The sequence below is a fragment of the Nitrogeniibacter mangrovi genome (assembly GCF_010983895.1).
In the GTDB taxonomy this organism is placed as follows: Bacteria; Pseudomonadota; Gammaproteobacteria; order Burkholderiales; family Rhodocyclaceae; genus Nitrogeniibacter; species Nitrogeniibacter mangrovi.
In genome coordinates this window covers 2,661,273-2,677,176 of the sequence record NZ_CP048836.1, presented here as the reverse complement: position 1 = coordinate 2,677,176, position 15,904 = coordinate 2,661,273, and the positions used below count along the sequence as shown (strand labels likewise).

The 15,904-nt window shown below is 68.4% G+C and carries 12 protein-coding genes; 10 read left to right on the top strand and 2 right to left on the bottom strand.

What is annotated here, in order from left to right:
- Nucleotides 1-4 precede the first annotated feature (4 nt).
- From G3580_RS12345 to G3580_RS12325, 5 genes are all read left to right on the top strand, one after another.
- Complete coding sequence (locus G3580_RS12345) at nt 5-1,372, top strand: DUF1329 domain-containing protein (RefSeq protein ID WP_173765935.1); 1,368 nt, start codon at nt 5-7, stop codon at nt 1,370-1,372.
- Nucleotides 1,373-1,407: 35 nt separating this feature from the next.
- The gene (locus G3580_RS12340; RefSeq protein WP_173765933.1) at nt 1,408-2,382 is read left to right on the top strand and encodes a WD40/YVTN/BNR-like repeat-containing protein; all 975 of its coding nucleotides are present in this window, start codon (nt 1,408-1,410) and stop codon (nt 2,380-2,382) included.
- Between the two features lie 145 nt (nt 2,383-2,527).
- A complete protein-coding gene (locus tag G3580_RS12335) occupies nt 2,528-4,315 on the top strand; it encodes a DUF1302 family protein (RefSeq protein WP_173765931.1) in 1,788 nt (595 codons plus the stop codon).
- A 94-nt stretch (nt 4,316-4,409) separates the two neighbouring features.
- The gene (locus G3580_RS12330; protein ID WP_173765929.1) at nt 4,410-5,774 is read left to right on the top strand and encodes a DUF1329 domain-containing protein; all 1,365 of its coding nucleotides are present in this window, start codon (nt 4,410-4,412) and stop codon (nt 5,772-5,774) included.
- A gap of 76 nt (nt 5,775-5,850) precedes the next feature.
- Nucleotides 5,851-6,588 carry an SDR family NAD(P)-dependent oxidoreductase gene (locus G3580_RS12325; protein WP_173765927.1) on the top strand — a complete coding sequence of 246 codons (738 nt, stop codon included), beginning with the start codon at nt 5,851-5,853 and terminating at the stop codon, nt 6,586-6,588.
- Between the two features lie 235 nt (nt 6,589-6,823).
- Here G3580_RS12325 and G3580_RS12320 read toward each other — a convergent pair whose 3' ends face one another.
- Nucleotides 6,824-8,968 carry a M1 family metallopeptidase gene (locus G3580_RS12320; RefSeq protein WP_173765925.1) on the bottom strand — a complete coding sequence of 715 codons (2,145 nt, stop codon included), beginning with the start codon at nt 8,966-8,968 and terminating at the stop codon, nt 6,824-6,826.
- Here G3580_RS12320 and G3580_RS12315 point away from each other — a divergent pair.
- Genes G3580_RS12315 through G3580_RS12300 form a run of 4 tightly spaced genes read left to right on the top strand, consistent with a single transcriptional unit; the run spans nt 8,967 to nt 14,390 of the window.
- The gene (locus tag G3580_RS12315; protein ID WP_173765924.1) at nt 8,967-10,118 is read left to right on the top strand and encodes a ChaN family lipoprotein; all 1,152 of its coding nucleotides are present in this window, start codon (nt 8,967-8,969) and stop codon (nt 10,116-10,118) included. The genes G3580_RS12320 and G3580_RS12315 overlap by 2 nt on opposite strands.
- Nucleotides 10,119-10,129: 11 nt before the next feature.
- Nucleotides 10,130-10,804, top strand: a complete 675-nt coding sequence (locus G3580_RS12310) for an ABC transporter ATP-binding protein (RefSeq protein ID WP_173765922.1) — start codon at nt 10,130-10,132, stop codon at nt 10,802-10,804.
- Nucleotides 10,801-13,299, top strand: coding sequence for an ABC transporter permease (locus G3580_RS12305; RefSeq protein WP_173765919.1), 2,499 nt, complete (start codon nt 10,801-10,803; stop codon nt 13,297-13,299). Before G3580_RS12310 ends, G3580_RS12305 begins: the two co-directional genes overlap by 4 nt.
- Complete coding sequence (locus G3580_RS12300; RefSeq protein WP_173765918.1) at nt 13,296-14,390, top strand: lipocalin-like domain-containing protein; 1,095 nt, start codon at nt 13,296-13,298, stop codon at nt 14,388-14,390. Before G3580_RS12305 ends, G3580_RS12300 begins: the two co-directional genes overlap by 4 nt.
- On the opposite strand, the gene G3580_RS12295 is transcribed toward G3580_RS12300, so the two are convergent.
- The gene (locus tag G3580_RS12295) at nt 14,378-15,424 is read right to left on the bottom strand and encodes an RNA methyltransferase (RefSeq protein ID WP_173765916.1); all 1,047 of its coding nucleotides are present in this window, start codon (nt 15,422-15,424) and stop codon (nt 14,378-14,380) included. The genes G3580_RS12300 and G3580_RS12295 overlap by 13 nt on opposite strands.
- A 203-nt stretch (nt 15,425-15,627) precedes the next feature.
- Here G3580_RS12295 and G3580_RS12290 point away from each other — a divergent pair, with 203 nt between their 5' ends.
- Complete coding sequence (locus tag G3580_RS12290) at nt 15,628-15,795, top strand: hypothetical protein (protein ID WP_173765914.1); 168 nt, start codon at nt 15,628-15,630, stop codon at nt 15,793-15,795.
- The last annotated feature ends 109 nt before the right edge of the window (nt 15,796-15,904 follow it).

The following is a 15,904-nucleotide window of genomic DNA, read 5'->3' as shown; positions in this document are numbered from 1 at the left end:
CATCATGCATATCCGAAAATTTGATCACGACTACAGCCGGCGCGCTTTCCTCTCCAAAGCCGGCGCCATGGTCGGTGCGGGTGTCCTGGCCCCGCTGTGGCCCCTGATCGGGAACGCCGCCGACATCTCCAAGGCCTATCCGGAAGAGCTCCTGTCCATCGACGCCTACACCAAGGGCAAGATCAAGACCGGCGACATGATCACCGCCGACAACGTCGATATCGTCAAGGATCTGTTGCCCCCGGGCACCTATCGCCAGGTCAAGGAGATGGGGCGGCGCATCCGCATCGTGCCGACCACCGTCGATGCCACCAAGCTGTTCCCCGCCGAGTATCTGGAAGCCACCCTGCGCAACAAGGGCAAGGCCAGGTTCGATCGCGACGGGAACCTGTTCACCACGGACGGCAAACCCTGGATCGGCGGCCTGCCGTTCCCCGACGCCAAGACGGCGGAAGAGGTGTACGTGAGCCTGGTCATGGGCTCGCGCTACAACAACGCCACCTTCGCCATGCGCGACTACGACATTGGCCCCGACGGCAAGCCGACCTATCAGTACGAGTGGGCCTGGTTCGAGGAAAACGTCGTCGCACGTACCGATCCGACGGCGCCGTACCTCGAAGGCCATGACGGCAAGCTGCGCTACACGACGGCCCTGTTCACGAAACCGAACGACGTGCGTGGCACGGCGTTTCTCAGTTCCTGGTACCTGGACCAGCGCGAGTTTCCCGACCTGGTGGGCTATGTCCCCGCCTTCAAGCGGGTGCGCAAGTTCCCGACCAACCAGCGCTTCGAGCCCCTGGTGCCCGGCTTCACGATGTATCTGTCGGACGCGTTCGCGGCCGGTGATCCGATGCTGACCTGGGGCAACTTCAAGATCGTCGAGCGCCGGCCGATGCTTGGCGCCGCCTCAGGCAACTGGCCGGGCGACGATCCCGCCTGGGACATCCCCGTCCATGGCGGTCCGGACGGAAAGACCTTCTTCGACACGAACATGGAACTCGTGCCCGAATGCATCGTCATCGAGGCCGAGCCCGTCGGCTACCCGCGTGCGCCGGTGGGCAAGAAGCGCATCTGGATGGACGCGCGCAACCTGATCTTCATCAACATGCATGTGTACGACCGTCGCGGCGAACTGTTCAAGAACTACGAGGCTGCCTGGAACGCTTACGAAAAAGGCAATCTTCGCCACACCACCGGCAAGCACACGACCTGGTCGTGGAGCCATTTCCACTCCCATGACATGCAGAACAACCGCATGTCGCGCAGCAACATGGCCAAGGAGATTTCCGACGGCATCACGACGAGTTTCGACGTCGACGGCTTGTACGAGAAGTACCTGACCCGACAGGCCATCGCGCGCCTGGGCGCATGAGCCGGATCCATCGGGAGGCCATCATGAAATTTCGCTTGATCACACCCCTGATCCCCAAATCCCTGGCGCCGTGGATCCGCGCGCTGGGGAGCTGCTTCATCGTCGCCAGCGCACATGCCGGCGATGTGCCGCACGTGGTCTCAAGCGGCACGCCGCATGACATGTTGTACGCCGTCAGCCTCGAGGACAGCCACGGCATCGCGGTCGGTGACGCGGGCCTGGTGATGGTTTCGAACGATGGGGGCAGCACCTGGTCGCGGCAAGGCGCCCGCCCCACCGATCTGGCCTTGCTGAGCGTGGCCCGCAAGAGTGGCCGGTGTCTGGCCGGCGGGCAGTCGGGGCTCATTCTTGTCGCGCCCGACTGCACCGCGTGGCACAAGGCGGACAGCGGCACCGAAGAGCGCATCTTTTCGGTCGACATGAACCGGAAGCATCTGGCCTATGCGGCTGGGGCGTTCGGCACCCTGCTGCGTTCCGAGGACGGTGGCAAGGCATGGACATCGATCGAGATCCCCTGGGACCAGGTGCTCGGCGACATCGCCGAACCGCATCTGTACGCGGTGAAAGTCCTCGACTCGGGCGATGCACTGGTCGCGGGCGAGTTCGGGCTCATGCTGCGAATCGATCCGCAGGGCCAGTGGACGGTGCTCCACAAAGGCAAGCGCTCCCTCTTCAATCTGGTGACGACGGCAGACGGCGTGATCTTTGCAGTGGGCCAGGAGGGCGTGATTCTCAAGAGTGAAGACCGGGGCACGCACTGGCGCGAGCTCGAAAGCGGCACCGCCGCGATTTTGACCTCGGTGTGGGCGGACGACAGACGGGACATCGTCGTCGGCGGCGTCAACACCTTGCTCTCATCCCGCGATGGCGGGGCGACATGGCACATGCCGCCCTCTGCGCTCGTCCGCCGGAACTGGCAGTTGGATCTGGCCGCCAGCGAAGGCGCTGGTGAAAGGCCCCGGATCATTTCCGTCGGCTCAGGCGGCAAGGTCATGACCTTCACGCCATGACGCGCGCCATGCGCTGAGACGCTCCGATCACTTCGTATTTTCCTGGGCGGACGACCGACAGGTCGTCCCGCGGTGGGGCGCGTCTGCTCAACGACTTTGGAACACACCAACCCGTTCGTGAAGAGAGGCAAAGGAGAAAGACAAAATGACCAGAAAAATGACATTCACCATTCCGGCCGCAGCCGCGCTCATCGTGGCCTGCAACGCACATGCGGCCGACTCGGAGTGGTCGGCATCCGGATTCATTCGCCAGGAAGTCGGCGTCAAGTACGGTGACAAGCAGAACATCGACAACGCCGGTGGCAACCCCTTCAATGGCGTTGCCGTCCAGAATGAATTTCTTGGCGGCGCCAATACGCTCACCCGGCCGGCATCGGCAAAGAACGAAAACGATTTCAACCTGTTCACCACGCGCATGGAACTGGATATCAACGGCCGCTTGTCGAGCGACTGGACGGCCCGTATCAAGCTGCGCGGCGTCAAGGACGAGATCGGGCTGGTGGAGGACGCATTCCGCGGTGTCGACCTGTACCGCCAGCCGTTCGGGCGATCGAACGACGGCTCGTCGAATCTCGAAGCCGCCGGGAAGACCTGGATGGTGGACATGCCTCAGGCCTATCTGGACTATGCCCATGGCCCGTTCTGGTTGCGGATCGGCAATCAGCAGATCGCATGGGGCGAGGCCATCTTCTTCCGCGTGGCGGATCAGGTCAACGGCCTCGATCTGCGCCGCCATTCCATCCTCGGTGTTGCGGCAGAGGAGTTCTCCGACAGCCGGGTGCCGGCGCCGGCGGTGCGCGGCAGCTATCGGGTCAATGAGGACTGGGAGCTCGAGGGATTCGTCCAGCGCTTCCAGCCAACCCTGCTGGGGAACCGCAACTCACCCTACAACGTGATTCCCTCCCAGTTCATCGTGGACGACAGGACGGGCTACGAAGAAGCCAAGAACAAGTGGAATTTCGGGGCGAAAGTCAGGGGCGCCATCGGTGACGTGGGTCTGAGTGCGTTCGCCATCCGGCGCGTCAATCCGGATGGCGTGTTCAGCTGGGCGCCGTCCCGGGGCAACGCGGCCATCAACGGCACCGCGTTCTCCGCGGGCGGGGGCACCGGCGTGTTCAGCGCGCAGGAGTGGTTTCGCTATGCATCGCACGCGCGCCTTGACGGCTTTGGTGCGCTGGAGACGGCGCTCAACGAGTTTCCGGTGGGGATGGCACCGTCGACGGCCGGGCTGGCCGCATTCTGTGGCGCCCCGGGTGCGACCGCCGGCGCCTTCAAGGTCGATCGTGCCTCGGCGGGCTGTATCCTCGACGGATTCTTCACCGGCGGAGACCTCAATGGCTGGATCCAGCGACGATTCCTTCGCGAAAATGTCTTCGGCGGCAGCGTCAATTACATCTTCAAGGGTGCGCCGGACAGCCTGCTCGACCAGTTGATCGGGCGTTTCGAATTTTCCTACACGCCCAACAAGCGCTTCACCAATCCCACCCTGTCGCGCAAGTACATCGAAGAGGACGAGACGCAATTCGCCTTCATCTTCGAGAAGTACCACAAGTTCAGCGCCAGCATCCCAGCCACCTACTTTGTGGCGCAGTGGCTGCACAAATCGGCCAGTGACATTTTCGGTCGCTCACTCAAAGGCTACGACAACACGCCCGGAGAAGCACCCAAAGGCATCAATGGTGGCGCCAACTACTACGCGCTGGCGATCCAGCAGCCTTCGCCCACGCTGGAATGGCGATTCGACCTGACAGCCATGACCGATGGCCGGGGCGGCTGGCTGGTGCAACCGGGCGCGCGCTGGCGGCCGAACAAGAGCTTTCAGCTCGACATCTATGGCAACTACGTGCAGTCGACCTCCGGTGACAACGTGAACTTCGCGCAGGACATGGGGTATGCGCGCGAGGTCTTCGTCCGGGGCTCGTTGTTCTTCTGAATCTCCTCCCTACTTGGCCTCGCCATCGCCCCCTCCTTTGCGCTGGCGAGGCTTTTTTTTCCAAGCGACTCTGCCTGAAGTCTCGTCGATCACAATGGACACGCCCCGCGTCGAGCCGTCCCGACGGCGATTCCTGAACAGTGCCGGAAAACACCTGCTTGGCGCGGCCCTGCTGTGTCCGGCGTGGCAGGCATTTGCCAAGCACGGCGACCTCTCGAAGGCCTATCCGGACGAACTGCTGTCGATCGAGGCCTACACACGCGGTCGCCTCAAGGCAGGCGACACGATCAGCGCACAGAATGTCGAATCGGTCAGGGATCTGATCGACCCCGTCCGCTATCAACAGATCGCCCATCGGGGCCGCCGACTCGTCCTCGCACCGACGACGACCGACCTCACACAACTGCTGCCGCCCGCGTATGTGGAGGCCACCCTGAGACATGCCGGCCAGGCCGTTTTCGACCGCAGTGGCAATGTGGTGCATCGGGAGGGCGGCCCGTGGATCGGCGGAAATCCGTTTCCGCAACCGACCCGACCGATCGAAGTGTTTGCCGCACACACCCTGAGCTGGGGCCGTCATGACGCGTCGTTCTACGCCTCCCGGGAGTACGACCTGGACGAACACGGCGCGATTCAATACCGGTATTCGACCGGTTGGGCGGAGATGTCGCCCATCGGGCGCATCTCGCTCGATCCGAAGCCTGCCATTCCCGGCAAGGAGGACACGCTCAGATACCAGTCCGTCTTCTTCACCGAACCGGCCGACTTCAAGGGCATGGCCTATCTCAACATCTGGCCGTACGACCAATCGAAATTCCCCGAGCTGTACGGCTACATTCCCTCGTTCAAGCGGCTTCGCCGGCTGCCCAGCAACCAGCGCTTCGAGCCCCTGGCGCCGGGTTCCGAACTGTACCTGTCCGATGCCTGGGCCGCCGGGGACCCGTTCCTGACCTGGGGCAATTTCACCCTGGTCGATCGCGGCCCCTACCTCGGAGCCGTCTCCGGCGGATGGTCTTCGGCCCACCCGAACTGGGAGCACGGCACCCACGGCGGGGCACTCGGGCACAGCTTCTGGGACACGGTCGTCGAACTCGTCCCGGAAGTGCTCGTCATCGAGGCCGAACCGACGGGTTTTCCACGGGCGCCGGTCTCGAAAAAGCGCGTCTGGTTCGATGCCCGCACCCTCGTGCCGCTGGCCATGCTCTCGTTCGATCGCAATGGCGTGCCGTTTCGCTTCTTCGACGGCGCCTATGCCCGGTATGAAGACCCGGGCGGATGCGTGCTCGACGGCAACGACCCTTACTGGTCGTGGACCACGGTACATGCCTACAACCTGCAGACCGGTCGCATGACACGAATCGAGCAGGTCAGAAGCATCGGTGGCGGGCACACCATGCGCGTGAACGATCCGGAAATCTACCCCCGGTATCTCACCCAGTCCGCCATCCAGCGGCTATAGGGCCGTGGCGGAGCCCCCATGGTTCCGCCTCATCCACAACCTGTGATTGAACACTCATCCAGAAGGACCGTGAAACATGAACAAGAGACTTGAAGGCAAGGTGGCCGTGATTACCGGCGGCGCGGCCGGCATCGGGCAGGCGATGGCTGTCCGCCTGGCCTCGGAAGGCGCCCACGCGATCATCGCCGACATTGCGTCCGCTTCCGGCACCGAGGCCATGATCCGGGAGGTCGGCGGCATCGCCTCCAGCGCGCTGGTGGATGCCTCGTCACCCGAGGCGGTGAAGACGTTTGCCGGCACGCTGGAGCGCTGCGACATCCTGGTAAACAACGCGGGCATCTACCCGATGACGGCCTTTGAAGACATCCGTTTCGACGACTGGAAGCGGATGTTCGCCATCAACGTCGACTCCCAGTTCCTGATGGCCCAGGCGTTCGTCCCCGGGATGAAAGCTCGTCGGTGGGGGCGCATCATCAACCTCACGTCGACCACCTTCTGGCTGAAGATCGCCAGCTATGTCAATTACGTGAGCACCAAGGGCGCCAATATCGGCTTCACTCACGCCCTGTCGGCAGAACTCGGCCCCTTCGGTATCACCGTGAACGCGATCGCGCCGAGCCTGGTCCGCACCGCGACCACGGAGGCCTCCGAGCTGGCCGGCATGTTCGAGGCATTGCCAGCGCAGTTGCAATCCATTCCGCGGCTCCAGGTGCCCGAGGATCTGACCGGCGCGGTTGCCTTCCTCGCTTCTGACGACGCCGCGTTCATCACCGGCCAGGTGATTGCGGTAGACGGGGGGATGGTCCGCCACTGAAGACGCTGACGCTGCCTTGGCGACAGGGCGATTCAGGTCGCTTCGGCCGAGTTGTCGTCAGCGGGTTGAAATCCGCCCAATCGAAACGGCGCCCTCGGTCGAGGCGCTGCGTGTTCCCGCCCGATCTGTAGCGCATGGGCATGGCCGGGATTGAGACTCGTGGCGCTCGGGGTCCCCGCATTCGTTCGCGCGGGTGATGTTGGGCTTTGCGTTGATCAATTCAACTTTCAAGCCTTCATCGACCGGACGGCAACGCCACCTCCACCTGATCCGCCAGCGGCGGACGCCGCTCGGTGGGCGGGCCCGGGTCGGTCGTGCCGAGGACCCGGCTCAGTGGCGAGTGGCTCACCGGCAGGGCTTCGCCGACGAGGCGGTTCATGGTGCCGGCGGCGAACACGAGGCGGCCGTAGGTGGAATAGTGGGGCAGCTTGCGCGCCAGGGCGGCGATGTCCGCTGGCGTGGCGGCGCCGATGAAGCCCAGTGGGGCGCGGCGGTTGTCGGCGTCGAGCAGCACCACGGCGTGGTCGGCGGCGGTGTAGCGGGTGGGGCCCACGGTGGCGGCGGCGGTGTCGAGGCCTTGCCCCGGGGTGTTGAAGCGCGGGCGCAGGGCCGCCAGTGCCCGGTTGTGCCAGCCGAGCACCCACACCGCGGCGTCGGCCGGCACGGTGGCCAGGGCGCTGTCGCTCACGATGCGCACGTTGCCATAACGTTGCTGCCAGGCGTCGGCCAGCGCCTGCCAGGCGGCGCGCTGGTCGGGGTCGGCCGCGTCGGGCAGGATCAGCCACTGGGTGGCGGCGCCGAACAGGCGGGCGAGGGCAGAGGGCTGCTCGCCGGGATCGAGGCGGCGGAAGACGTCGAACTGCGGGTCCACGTCCACCCGCACGGGGGCGCTGGCGTAGTGCTGCTGCAGGCGGGCGCTCTTGCCGGTGAAATCGAGGCTCAGGTCGTCGCGGCTGCCGTCGGCCAGTTGCACGGTGACCGGCACGCTGAGCGGATAGGCGGCGCCGGACTGGGTCTGTTGCAGCCGCAGGTCGAGGCGCTGGCCGCCGGCTGCCTGGGGGGTGACGTCGAGCCCGGCGATGGCGATCTGCGGGGCGCCGGCGGTGTTGCGCCAGATCGGGGCGAAGGCGGTGCCGCTGCCGTCGGGGTTCAGGGCGGCGGCGACGTCATCCATGGTGGCGGTGCTGAAGCGGTGGCGCTGCCACAGCTGGCGCAGTGCGGCCACGAAGGCGGCGTCGCCCATGTGGCGGCGCTGCATGTGCACGAGCATCAGCATCTTGCCGTAGCCGACCGCCTGGGTGGCCTCGCTGTGGCGGCTGCGGAAGTCGCGCAGGGGCAGGTCGCGCCCGGCGGCGGCGAAGGCGGTGTAGCGTTCGAGCAGCTTGCGCCGGTAGTCGGCGCCGGCGCCGATGGCCTCCTGGATGAGATGGTCGGCCAGATAGGCGGTGAGCCCTTCGCACCAGTTGCCGTCGCGCGCATCCACCCACACCCCGTTGCCCCACCAGTTGTGCAGGATCTCGTGGGGCAGGGAGGAATGGAGGATGAAGGGCAGGCGCAGCACCTGGCTGCCCAGCAGGGTGAAGCCGGGCATGCCGTAGCCGGTCTGCCAGCGGTTCTCCACCACCGCGAAGCGCGGGTAGGGGTAGGGGCCGAGCAGCGCGCTGAAGAAGTCGATGTAGCCGCCCATGACGGCGAGGTAGCGCCCGGCGAGGGCGGGGTCGTCGGCGAGCAGATCGGTTTCCAGCGTGACCGGGCCGTGGGCGCGGTCGGTGCGCGCGAAGGGGCCGGCGAGCAGATAGATGTCTTCCTGCGGGGTGTCGCTCACCCAGCGGCGGCCGTCGTCTTCGCGGCGGCCCTGGCTCAGATACGTCCACCCGGCCGGGCCGTCGACGCGCAGGGTGAAGCGCACCGGGTGGCCGTCCACGCGGGGCACCCAGGCGCTGGCGCCGTCGAGGTAAACGCCGTGGGTGTCGATCCACGCCGGCGGCATGGCGTGCTCGACATGGGCGGTGTCGGTCTCGATGGTGCCGGCATAGGACAGGGTGATGCGCCGCGTGTTGGCGGGCAGCTCGAGCCGCCAGGCGCGGAACCGGCCGTCGTCGCTCGCGTCCAAGGGCTTGAGCGTGGCCGGCGGGGCGTCGAGGTGGAAGGCGGCGCCGAGCCACAGGCGCAGCGGTCCGCGCGCATCGTCCGGCAGCGTCAGCGTGTCGGTGACGCGGATGTGGTGGCGGGCCGGATCCAGCGACACCTGCAGATCGTGATGCACCACGCCCGGCGCGGCCGCGCGGGCGAGGAGGGCGAGCGTGGTGGCGATCAGGGCGAACGCGCCCCGGAGGCCGAATCTGCGACACTGACGAATCGATACGGGAAACAAGCACATGTGGCTCAACACTCTTCTGACACCGCTTTTGATCGGACTGGCCCTGGTGGCCCCGGCCGCGCAGGCGGACACGGCGCCACCGGCGGACATCGACCCGCCGGTGCTGGCCGTCGGGCAGGCGCCCACCCTGCAGCAGACGCTGGAAAACCTCAAGGACGATCGCATTGTATTCGTCGGCGAGACGCACACCCGCTACGACCACCATTTGGTGCAGCTCGAGACGCTCAAGTTCCTGCATCGCAAGTATGGCGAGGTGGCGCTGGGGGTGGAGTGGTTCCAGTTCCCCTTCCAGTCGGTGCTGGACGATTACGTGGCCGGGCGCATCGACGAAGCGCAGATGCTGGCGCGCAGCGGCTACTTCGACCGCTGGCGCTTCGACTACCGACTGTACCGGCCCATCCTCCGCTACGCCCGTGACAACGGCATTGCCATCGTTGCCCTCAACGCGCCGGCCGAGCTCACCCGCAAGATCGGCCAGGGCGGGCTGAAGAGCCTGTCGGCCGCGGAGCGCGCGCGCCTGCCGGCCACCTATGGCCCGGCGAGCGCGGCCTACCGCGAGCGGGTGCGCACCGCCTTCGAGGCGCATCCGCGCCAGGACCAGGGCTTCGAGGACTTCTTCGAGGTGATGCAGACCTGGGACGAGACCATGGCCAAGACCGCATCCGATTACGTGAAGGCGCATCCGGGCCGGCATCTGCTGGTGCTGGCCGGCAGCGGCCACGTGATGTTCGGCGACGGCATTCCCGATCGGGTCGAGCGCCGCACCGGTATCCGAGGCGCGCGTCTGCTGGTGGGCGCCGAGCATCTGGAGCAGCCCCACGTGGCCGATTTCGTCGTCCTCTCCGAGGCGCGCACCCTGCCGCCGGCGGGGCAACTGGGTGTGTTCCTCAACAGCGCCGACGCCCGCGTGATCGTCCAGGGCCTGGCCGAGGACAGTGTGCTCAAGCCGCTGGGGGTGGTGAAGGGCGACGTGATCGTCGCCATCGACGACACCCCCACGCCCGATTTCGCCGGCCTCAAGCTGGCACTGCTCGACCGCGCCCCGGGCGACGAGATCCGCATGCGTTATCGCCACGACGACCGGGGCGTGTCCACGGAGGCCACCGTCGCGGTCCGCCTCGGCGGCGCCCAGCCCCCGGCGCATCCCTGAGGTCCCGGCGCATGCTCGAGCTGGCCGGCGTGGTCAAGCGCTACGCCCAGCCTGAAGGGGTGGTGACGGTGCTCGACGGCGTCGACCTCGCGCTCGCGGCGGGGCGGTCGGCGGCGCTGCTGGGCGAGAGCGGCAGCGGCAAGAGCACCCTGCTGCATCTGGCCGCCGGGCTCGACGTGGCCGACGCGGGGCGCATCCGCGTGGCCGGCACAGAGCTCGACGGACTTGCCGAGGGCGCGCTGGCCGCGCTGCGCCGGCACACCGTGAGCCTGGTGTTCCAGCAGTTCCATCTGGTGGGCACCCTCGATGTGGCCGACAACATCCGCTTCCAGGCGGCGCTGAGCGGTCGGGTCGATGCGGCATTCGAACGCCATCTGATCGAGCGCCTCGGCCTCGCGACCCAGTTGCGCAAGTATCCGCACCAGCTCTCCGGCGGCCAGCAGCAGCGCGTCGCCATCGCCCGCGCACTGGCGCACCGGCCGCCGCTGGTGCTGGCCGACGAGCCCACCGGCAACCTCGACGAGCACAGCAGCGGCGAAGTGATGGCCCTGTTCCGCGAGCTGGTGCATGAAGCCGGCAGCGCGCTGCTCATGGTGACCCACAGCCGCGCCATGGCGGCTTACCTGGACGAACAGTGGTGGCTGCACGAGGGGCGCCTGGCGCCGCTGGCCGCGGTGACGCCATGACCGCGCGGTGGGTCCGTCTCGCGTGGGCCCTGCGCGCGCTCCTGAGCCATTACTGGCGCCATCCCTGGCAGAGCGTGTTCCTGCTCGCCGGCCTCGTGGCCGGGGTGGGGCTGTGGTCGGCGGTGCAGGTGATCAACAGCCACGCCCGCGCCAGTTATGCGCAGGCCGACCGCATCCTCGGCGCGCAGGCGGCCTACTGGATTCGCGCCCGCGACGGCGGTGGCATCGATCCGGACGACTACATCGCGCTGCGCCGCGCCGGTTTTCGCGAGGTGTTCCCGCTGCTGCAGGCGCGGGTCTCGACCGCCGACGACCAGCCCCTGTACCTGATCGCCACCGACCTGATGGCCCTGCCCGGGGCGATGCGCGCCGGCGGCGCCGGTGCGGCGGTCGACTGGCTGGCGCTGATCCAGCCGCCTTACGAGGCCTGGTTCCCCGCCCAGGTGGCGGACGAACTCGGCGTCACGGCGGGCACGCGCCTGCTGCTGCGCGATGGCCGCCGCCTGCCGCCGGCGCGCATCGCCAGCCGCAGCGGGCAGGGGCGGCAGATCTTCATGGACCTGGGCGCGGCCTTCCACGTGCTCGGCTCGAGGCGGCTGAGCAGCCTCGCGGTGAGCACCATCGATCCGGCCCGGCGCGCGCGGCTCGAGGCGGCCCTGCCCGCCGGCCTGCACCTCGAACCGAACCGGCAGCGGCTCGACCTCACCGAGCTGACCCGCAGCCTGCACACCCACCTGACCGCCATGAGCCTGCTGTCCTTCGCGGTGGGCCTGTTCATCGTCTTCAACGCGGTGCGCTTTTCGCTGTGGTATCGGCGCCCGACCCTGCGCAACCTGCGCCTGATGGGGGTGAGCCTGCGCCTCATTGCCGTCGCCATCGGCGTGGAGACGCTGCTGTGGAGCGGGGTCGGCACGGCGGCGGGGCTGCTGGCCGGCTGGGGCATCAGCCACGCCCTGTTGCCGAGCGTGAGCGCCAGCCTGCAGAACCTCTACGGCGCGGTGGTCGGCGCGCAGCTGCTGTTGTCCGCGCGCACCGTGCTGCTGGCCTGGAGCCTGACCCTGGTGGGGCTGGTGGTGGCGCTGGCGTGGCCGCTGTGGCTGCAACTGCGCGGGCAGGTGCTGGCCGCCGGCAGCGCGGCGGCGGGGTGGCAGGCCGACGTGCGCGCACGCCGGCATCTGCTGTGGGGCGCACTGGCGCTGGCGCTGGCGGCGCTCGGCGTGCAGCGGGTGATGGACTCGGTGGCCATGGGCTTCGTGCTGCTCGCGCTGGTGCTGTTCGCGGCCGCCTGGGCTTTGCCCGCGCTGCTGGCCGGCGCGCACGGGCTCGTCGCCCGGCGGGCCGGGCGTGGGGCGCTGCGCACTCGCTGGGTGCTGAGCGACGGCTGGGCGCAGCTGCCGGCCCTGCGCACCGCCATGATGGCGCTGTTGCTGGCGCTGACGGCCAATCTCGGGGTGGAGACCCTGGTGGGCAGCTTCCGCACCGCGCTGTCCGACTGGATGGACCAACGCATCGGCGCCGACGTGTATGTGAACAGTCCGCGGCTGGACGTGGGCGCGCTGGTGGACGCCGGATCGCGGGGCGGCTGGCTCGCCCACGCGCATGCCCGCATCGGGGTGCTCACCCGCTGGCACGACCGACCGACCCGGGTGCTGGGCATGGACGTGTCGGCCCCCGACATGGCACGCCTGCCCCTGGCGGACGCCGAGGCCGACGCGCTGGCGCGCTGGCGCGCCTCGGGCGCCGGGGGCGAGGCGCTGATCCTCGCCAACGAGCAGGCCCACTACCTGGGCGGGCTGGTGCTGGGCGACACGGTACGGCTCGAGACCGACCGGGGGCCCGCGACCTTCCGGGTGGCCGGTTTCTTCCACGACTACGGCAACGCCCTGTTCCAGTTCTATCTGCCCAAGGCGCGGATGCGCGCCCTGTGGCCGGACGCCGCGCCCTTCGGTACCGCGCTGTGGCTGGCGCCGGGGGCGGACCGGCCCGTGGTCGAGGCGGCCCTGCAGCGCGCCGGCGCCGCGCCGGGCGAGTGGATCGACCAGGGCGACATCAAGCGCCTGTCACTGAACATCTTCGAGCGCACCTTCGCCATGACCGCGGCCATGAACACGCTCACCCTGCTGGTGGCCGGCAGCGCGCTGCTCACGGCCCTGCTGGCCATCCTCCACGAGCGCCTGCCCGAGTTCGCCCGCTGGCGCGCGCTGGGGGTCACGCGCGCCGAGCTGCTGGCGGTGGTGGGCGTACCGCTGGGGGTGTTCGCGCTGCTCACCTGGGCGCTGTCGGTGCCGCTCGGGGCGCTGCTGTCGTGGTTGCTGATCCACGAACTCAACGTCATCTCCTTCGGCTGGAGCATGCCCATGCGGTGGTCGCCCCTGCCGGCGCTGGGCTTGCTGGGGCTGGTGGCGCTCATCGTCGCCATCGCGCTCGGCGTGGTGCAGCTCCTCCTGCGCCGGCGCCTGCCGCAGGCCATGGCCCAGCTGGGGAGCGGGGCATGAACGTGATCGTCCTGTGCCTGCTGGCGATGCTGCCGGTGGCCGTGTCGGCGCAGGGCATCGACCCCTATCAGCCGCTGCGCGACCCGGGCGCGGGCTATGCGCGGGTGACGCCGGGGCGCGCCTTCGCCTTCCCGCGCGACCACCTGCCGCATCCCGGTTACCGGATCGAATGGTGGTATCTCACCGCCAACCTCACCGACGCCGGCGGGCGCCGCTGGGGGGTGCAATGGACGCTGTTCCGCCAGCAGCTCGCGCCCGGCGCCGATCCCGGTGGCTGGTCGAGCAGCCAGATGTGGATGGCGCATGCGGCGCTGACCACACCGGACGGCTATCGCCATGAACAGCGCTTCGCGCGCGGCGGCATCGGCCAGGCCGGCGTGGCCGTGCGCGACGGTCGCTTCAGCGCCTGGCTGGACGACTGGTCGCTGGTCGCGGACGGGGCCGAGCTGTTTCCGGCCCGGCTCGACGCAACGGTGGACGGCGCCCGGGTGCGACTGGCCCTGTCGGCGCGCACGCCCTACGTGCTGCAGGGCGAGGGCGGTTACAGCCGCAAGTCGGCCCAGGGGCAGGCGAGCTACTACTACAGCCAGCCCCATGTGCGGGTCGACGGCGCGGTCACGGTCGATGGCCGGCCGGTGCGCCTGTCCGGTACCGGCTGGCTCGACCGCGAGTGGAGCTCGCAACCGCTGGCCGCCAACCAGCAGGGCTGGGACTGGTTCTCGCTGCACTTGGCCGACGGCCATGCGCTCATGGTGTATCGCCTGCGCCACGCCGACGGCCCCGACTGGGTCAGTGGCAGCTGGATCGATGCCGAAGGGCGCAGCGAGACCCTCGGGCCCGAGGACATCACGCTCGACGTGCTCGAGCGCCGCACCGTGGCCACGCCCACCCCCGGGCAACCCGATGCCACCCGCCGCCTGCCGCTGGCGTGGCGGGTGAGCCTGCCCGGGCAGGACAAGTCGTGGACGGTGCGCGCCGTGCGCGACGATCAATGGATGGGCGGGCGTTTCCCCTACTGGGAAGGCGTGGTGCAGGTGGACGACGGCGCCGCCGGCATGGGCTATCTGGAGTTGACCGGCTACGCGCCCTGAGCGGCGGCCGGTCCGGGCGCACGGGACCGGCGCACCAGGGTGACGTGGCGCGCCCGCAACTGGCCGCAGCCGCCGTCGATGTCCTGCCCGGCGGACTGGCGCATCTTGGTGAGGATGCCCTGGCGATGCAGGCTGCGCACCAGCTCGGCGGTGCGCGCCGGGTCGGGGCGGCGGTAGGGCAGGCCGTCCACCGGGTTGAAGGGGATCAGGTTCATGATCGCGTACTTGCCCTTGAGCAGGCGCACGATGCCCTCCATTTCCGCGTCGCTGTCGTTGACGCCTTCGATCAGTGTCCACTGGTACTGGATGGGGTAGTCGGTGGCGCGGGCGTAGGCTTCGCCCAGTTCGACCAGCTCCTCCGGTGCGATGCGCGGGGCGCGCGGCAGCAGCTGCGCGCGCAGCTCGGCGCGGGTGGTGTGCAGCGACAGGGCCAGCGCCGGCTTGATCCGCCCCTGGGGCAGCTGCTCGAATACGCGCCTATCGCCCACCGTGGAGAACACCAGGTTCTTGTGGCCGATGCCTCCGTCGGTGCCGAGCAGGTCGATGGCCTCGAGCACGTTGTCCAGGTTGTGGGCCGGTTCGCCCATGCCCATGAACACCACCTTCTTCACCGCGCGCATGCGCCGCGCCAGTACCACCTGGGCGACGATCTCGGCGCTGCCGAGCTGGCGGATGAGGCCGTCGCGGCCGGTCATGCAGAAGGTGCAGCCCACCGCGCAACCGAGCTGGGTAGACACGCACAGCCCGCCGCGCGGCAGCAGGACGCTCTCCACGGTCTGGGCGTCCGACAGCGCCACCAGCAGCCGCGAGGCGCCGTCGGCGGCCGGGTGTTCCGACTTGAGCGTGGCGAGGCCGTCGAGTTGCGGCTGCAGCGTCTCCAGCGCGGTGCGCACCGCCTGCGGCAGGAAATGCTGCGCCGGCCGGGGGCCGCCGTCCAGCGGCAGCACCTGGGCCCAGGCGCGCAGGATGCGGGCCTCGTGGCAGGGCTTGGCGCCGAGCGTGCGCAGCTGCTGGCGAAGAGTGTCGATACGCATGGCGGTGGCCGCAAGGGCGGCGCTGGAGCGAAAGGCGCCGATTGTAGTCCGGCTGGGCGCTGCCGGGGCGCTTGCCGGTGCCGCCGGAAGACGAACGGGAAACGAATGCTTACACCGCGTGCCCGGCACCACCCCGGGCCGTTAACCGGCGCTTAAGCCTTGCTCGGCACCATGGGCGTGTCCTTACCCCACGGAGCACGATCATGAAACTCTTCGAGACCGATTTCTTCCTGCAGTGGATCAGCGTGGTGACCATGTGCCTGCTCGTCGTCGGCACCGCCGCTTTCATCTCGATTCCCGCGTCGCTGTCGCATCACCCCGGCGAGGCGCTGGCCAGCGCCCACACCGCGATGACGCGGCATCTGACCTGAGGCGTGCGGCATTGCGTAGGTTGGGTTGAACAACGCGAAACCCGACCTACGACGCGCCACGGATTGGTATGGGTATGCGTATGTGCTAAATTGGATGCGGCCCCCATGT

What these genes read in the sequence shown, in the direction of transcription:
- G3580_RS12310 (WP_173765922.1), top strand. Translation starts at nt 10,130, where the DNA reads ATGCTCGAGCTGGCCGGCGTGGTCAAGCGCTACGCCCAGCCTGAAGGG.
- G3580_RS12315 (WP_173765924.1), top strand. Translation starts at nt 8,967, where the DNA reads ATGTGGCTCAACACTCTTCTGACACCGCTTTTGATCGGACTGGCCCTG.
- G3580_RS12320 (WP_173765925.1), bottom strand. Translation starts at nt 8,968, where the DNA reads ATGTGCTTGTTTCCCGTATCGATTCGTCAGTGTCGCAGATTCGGCCTC.
- G3580_RS12300 (WP_173765918.1), top strand. Translation starts at nt 13,296, where the DNA reads ATGAACGTGATCGTCCTGTGCCTGCTGGCGATGCTGCCGGTGGCCGTG.
- G3580_RS12305 (WP_173765919.1), top strand. Translation starts at nt 10,801, where the DNA reads ATGACCGCGCGGTGGGTCCGTCTCGCGTGGGCCCTGCGCGCGCTCCTG.
- G3580_RS12335 (WP_173765931.1), top strand. Translation starts at nt 2,528, where the DNA reads ATGACCAGAAAAATGACATTCACCATTCCGGCCGCAGCCGCGCTCATC.
- G3580_RS12325 (WP_173765927.1), top strand. Translation starts at nt 5,851, where the DNA reads ATGAACAAGAGACTTGAAGGCAAGGTGGCCGTGATTACCGGCGGCGCG.
- G3580_RS12345 (WP_173765935.1), top strand. Translation starts at nt 5, where the DNA reads ATGCATATCCGAAAATTTGATCACGACTACAGCCGGCGCGCTTTCCTC.
- G3580_RS12290 (WP_173765914.1), top strand. Translation starts at nt 15,628, where the DNA reads ATGAAACTCTTCGAGACCGATTTCTTCCTGCAGTGGATCAGCGTGGTG.
- G3580_RS12295 (WP_173765916.1), bottom strand. Translation starts at nt 15,424, where the DNA reads ATGCGTATCGACACTCTTCGCCAGCAGCTGCGCACGCTCGGCGCCAAG.
- G3580_RS12330 (WP_173765929.1), top strand. Translation starts at nt 4,410, where the DNA reads ATGGACACGCCCCGCGTCGAGCCGTCCCGACGGCGATTCCTGAACAGT.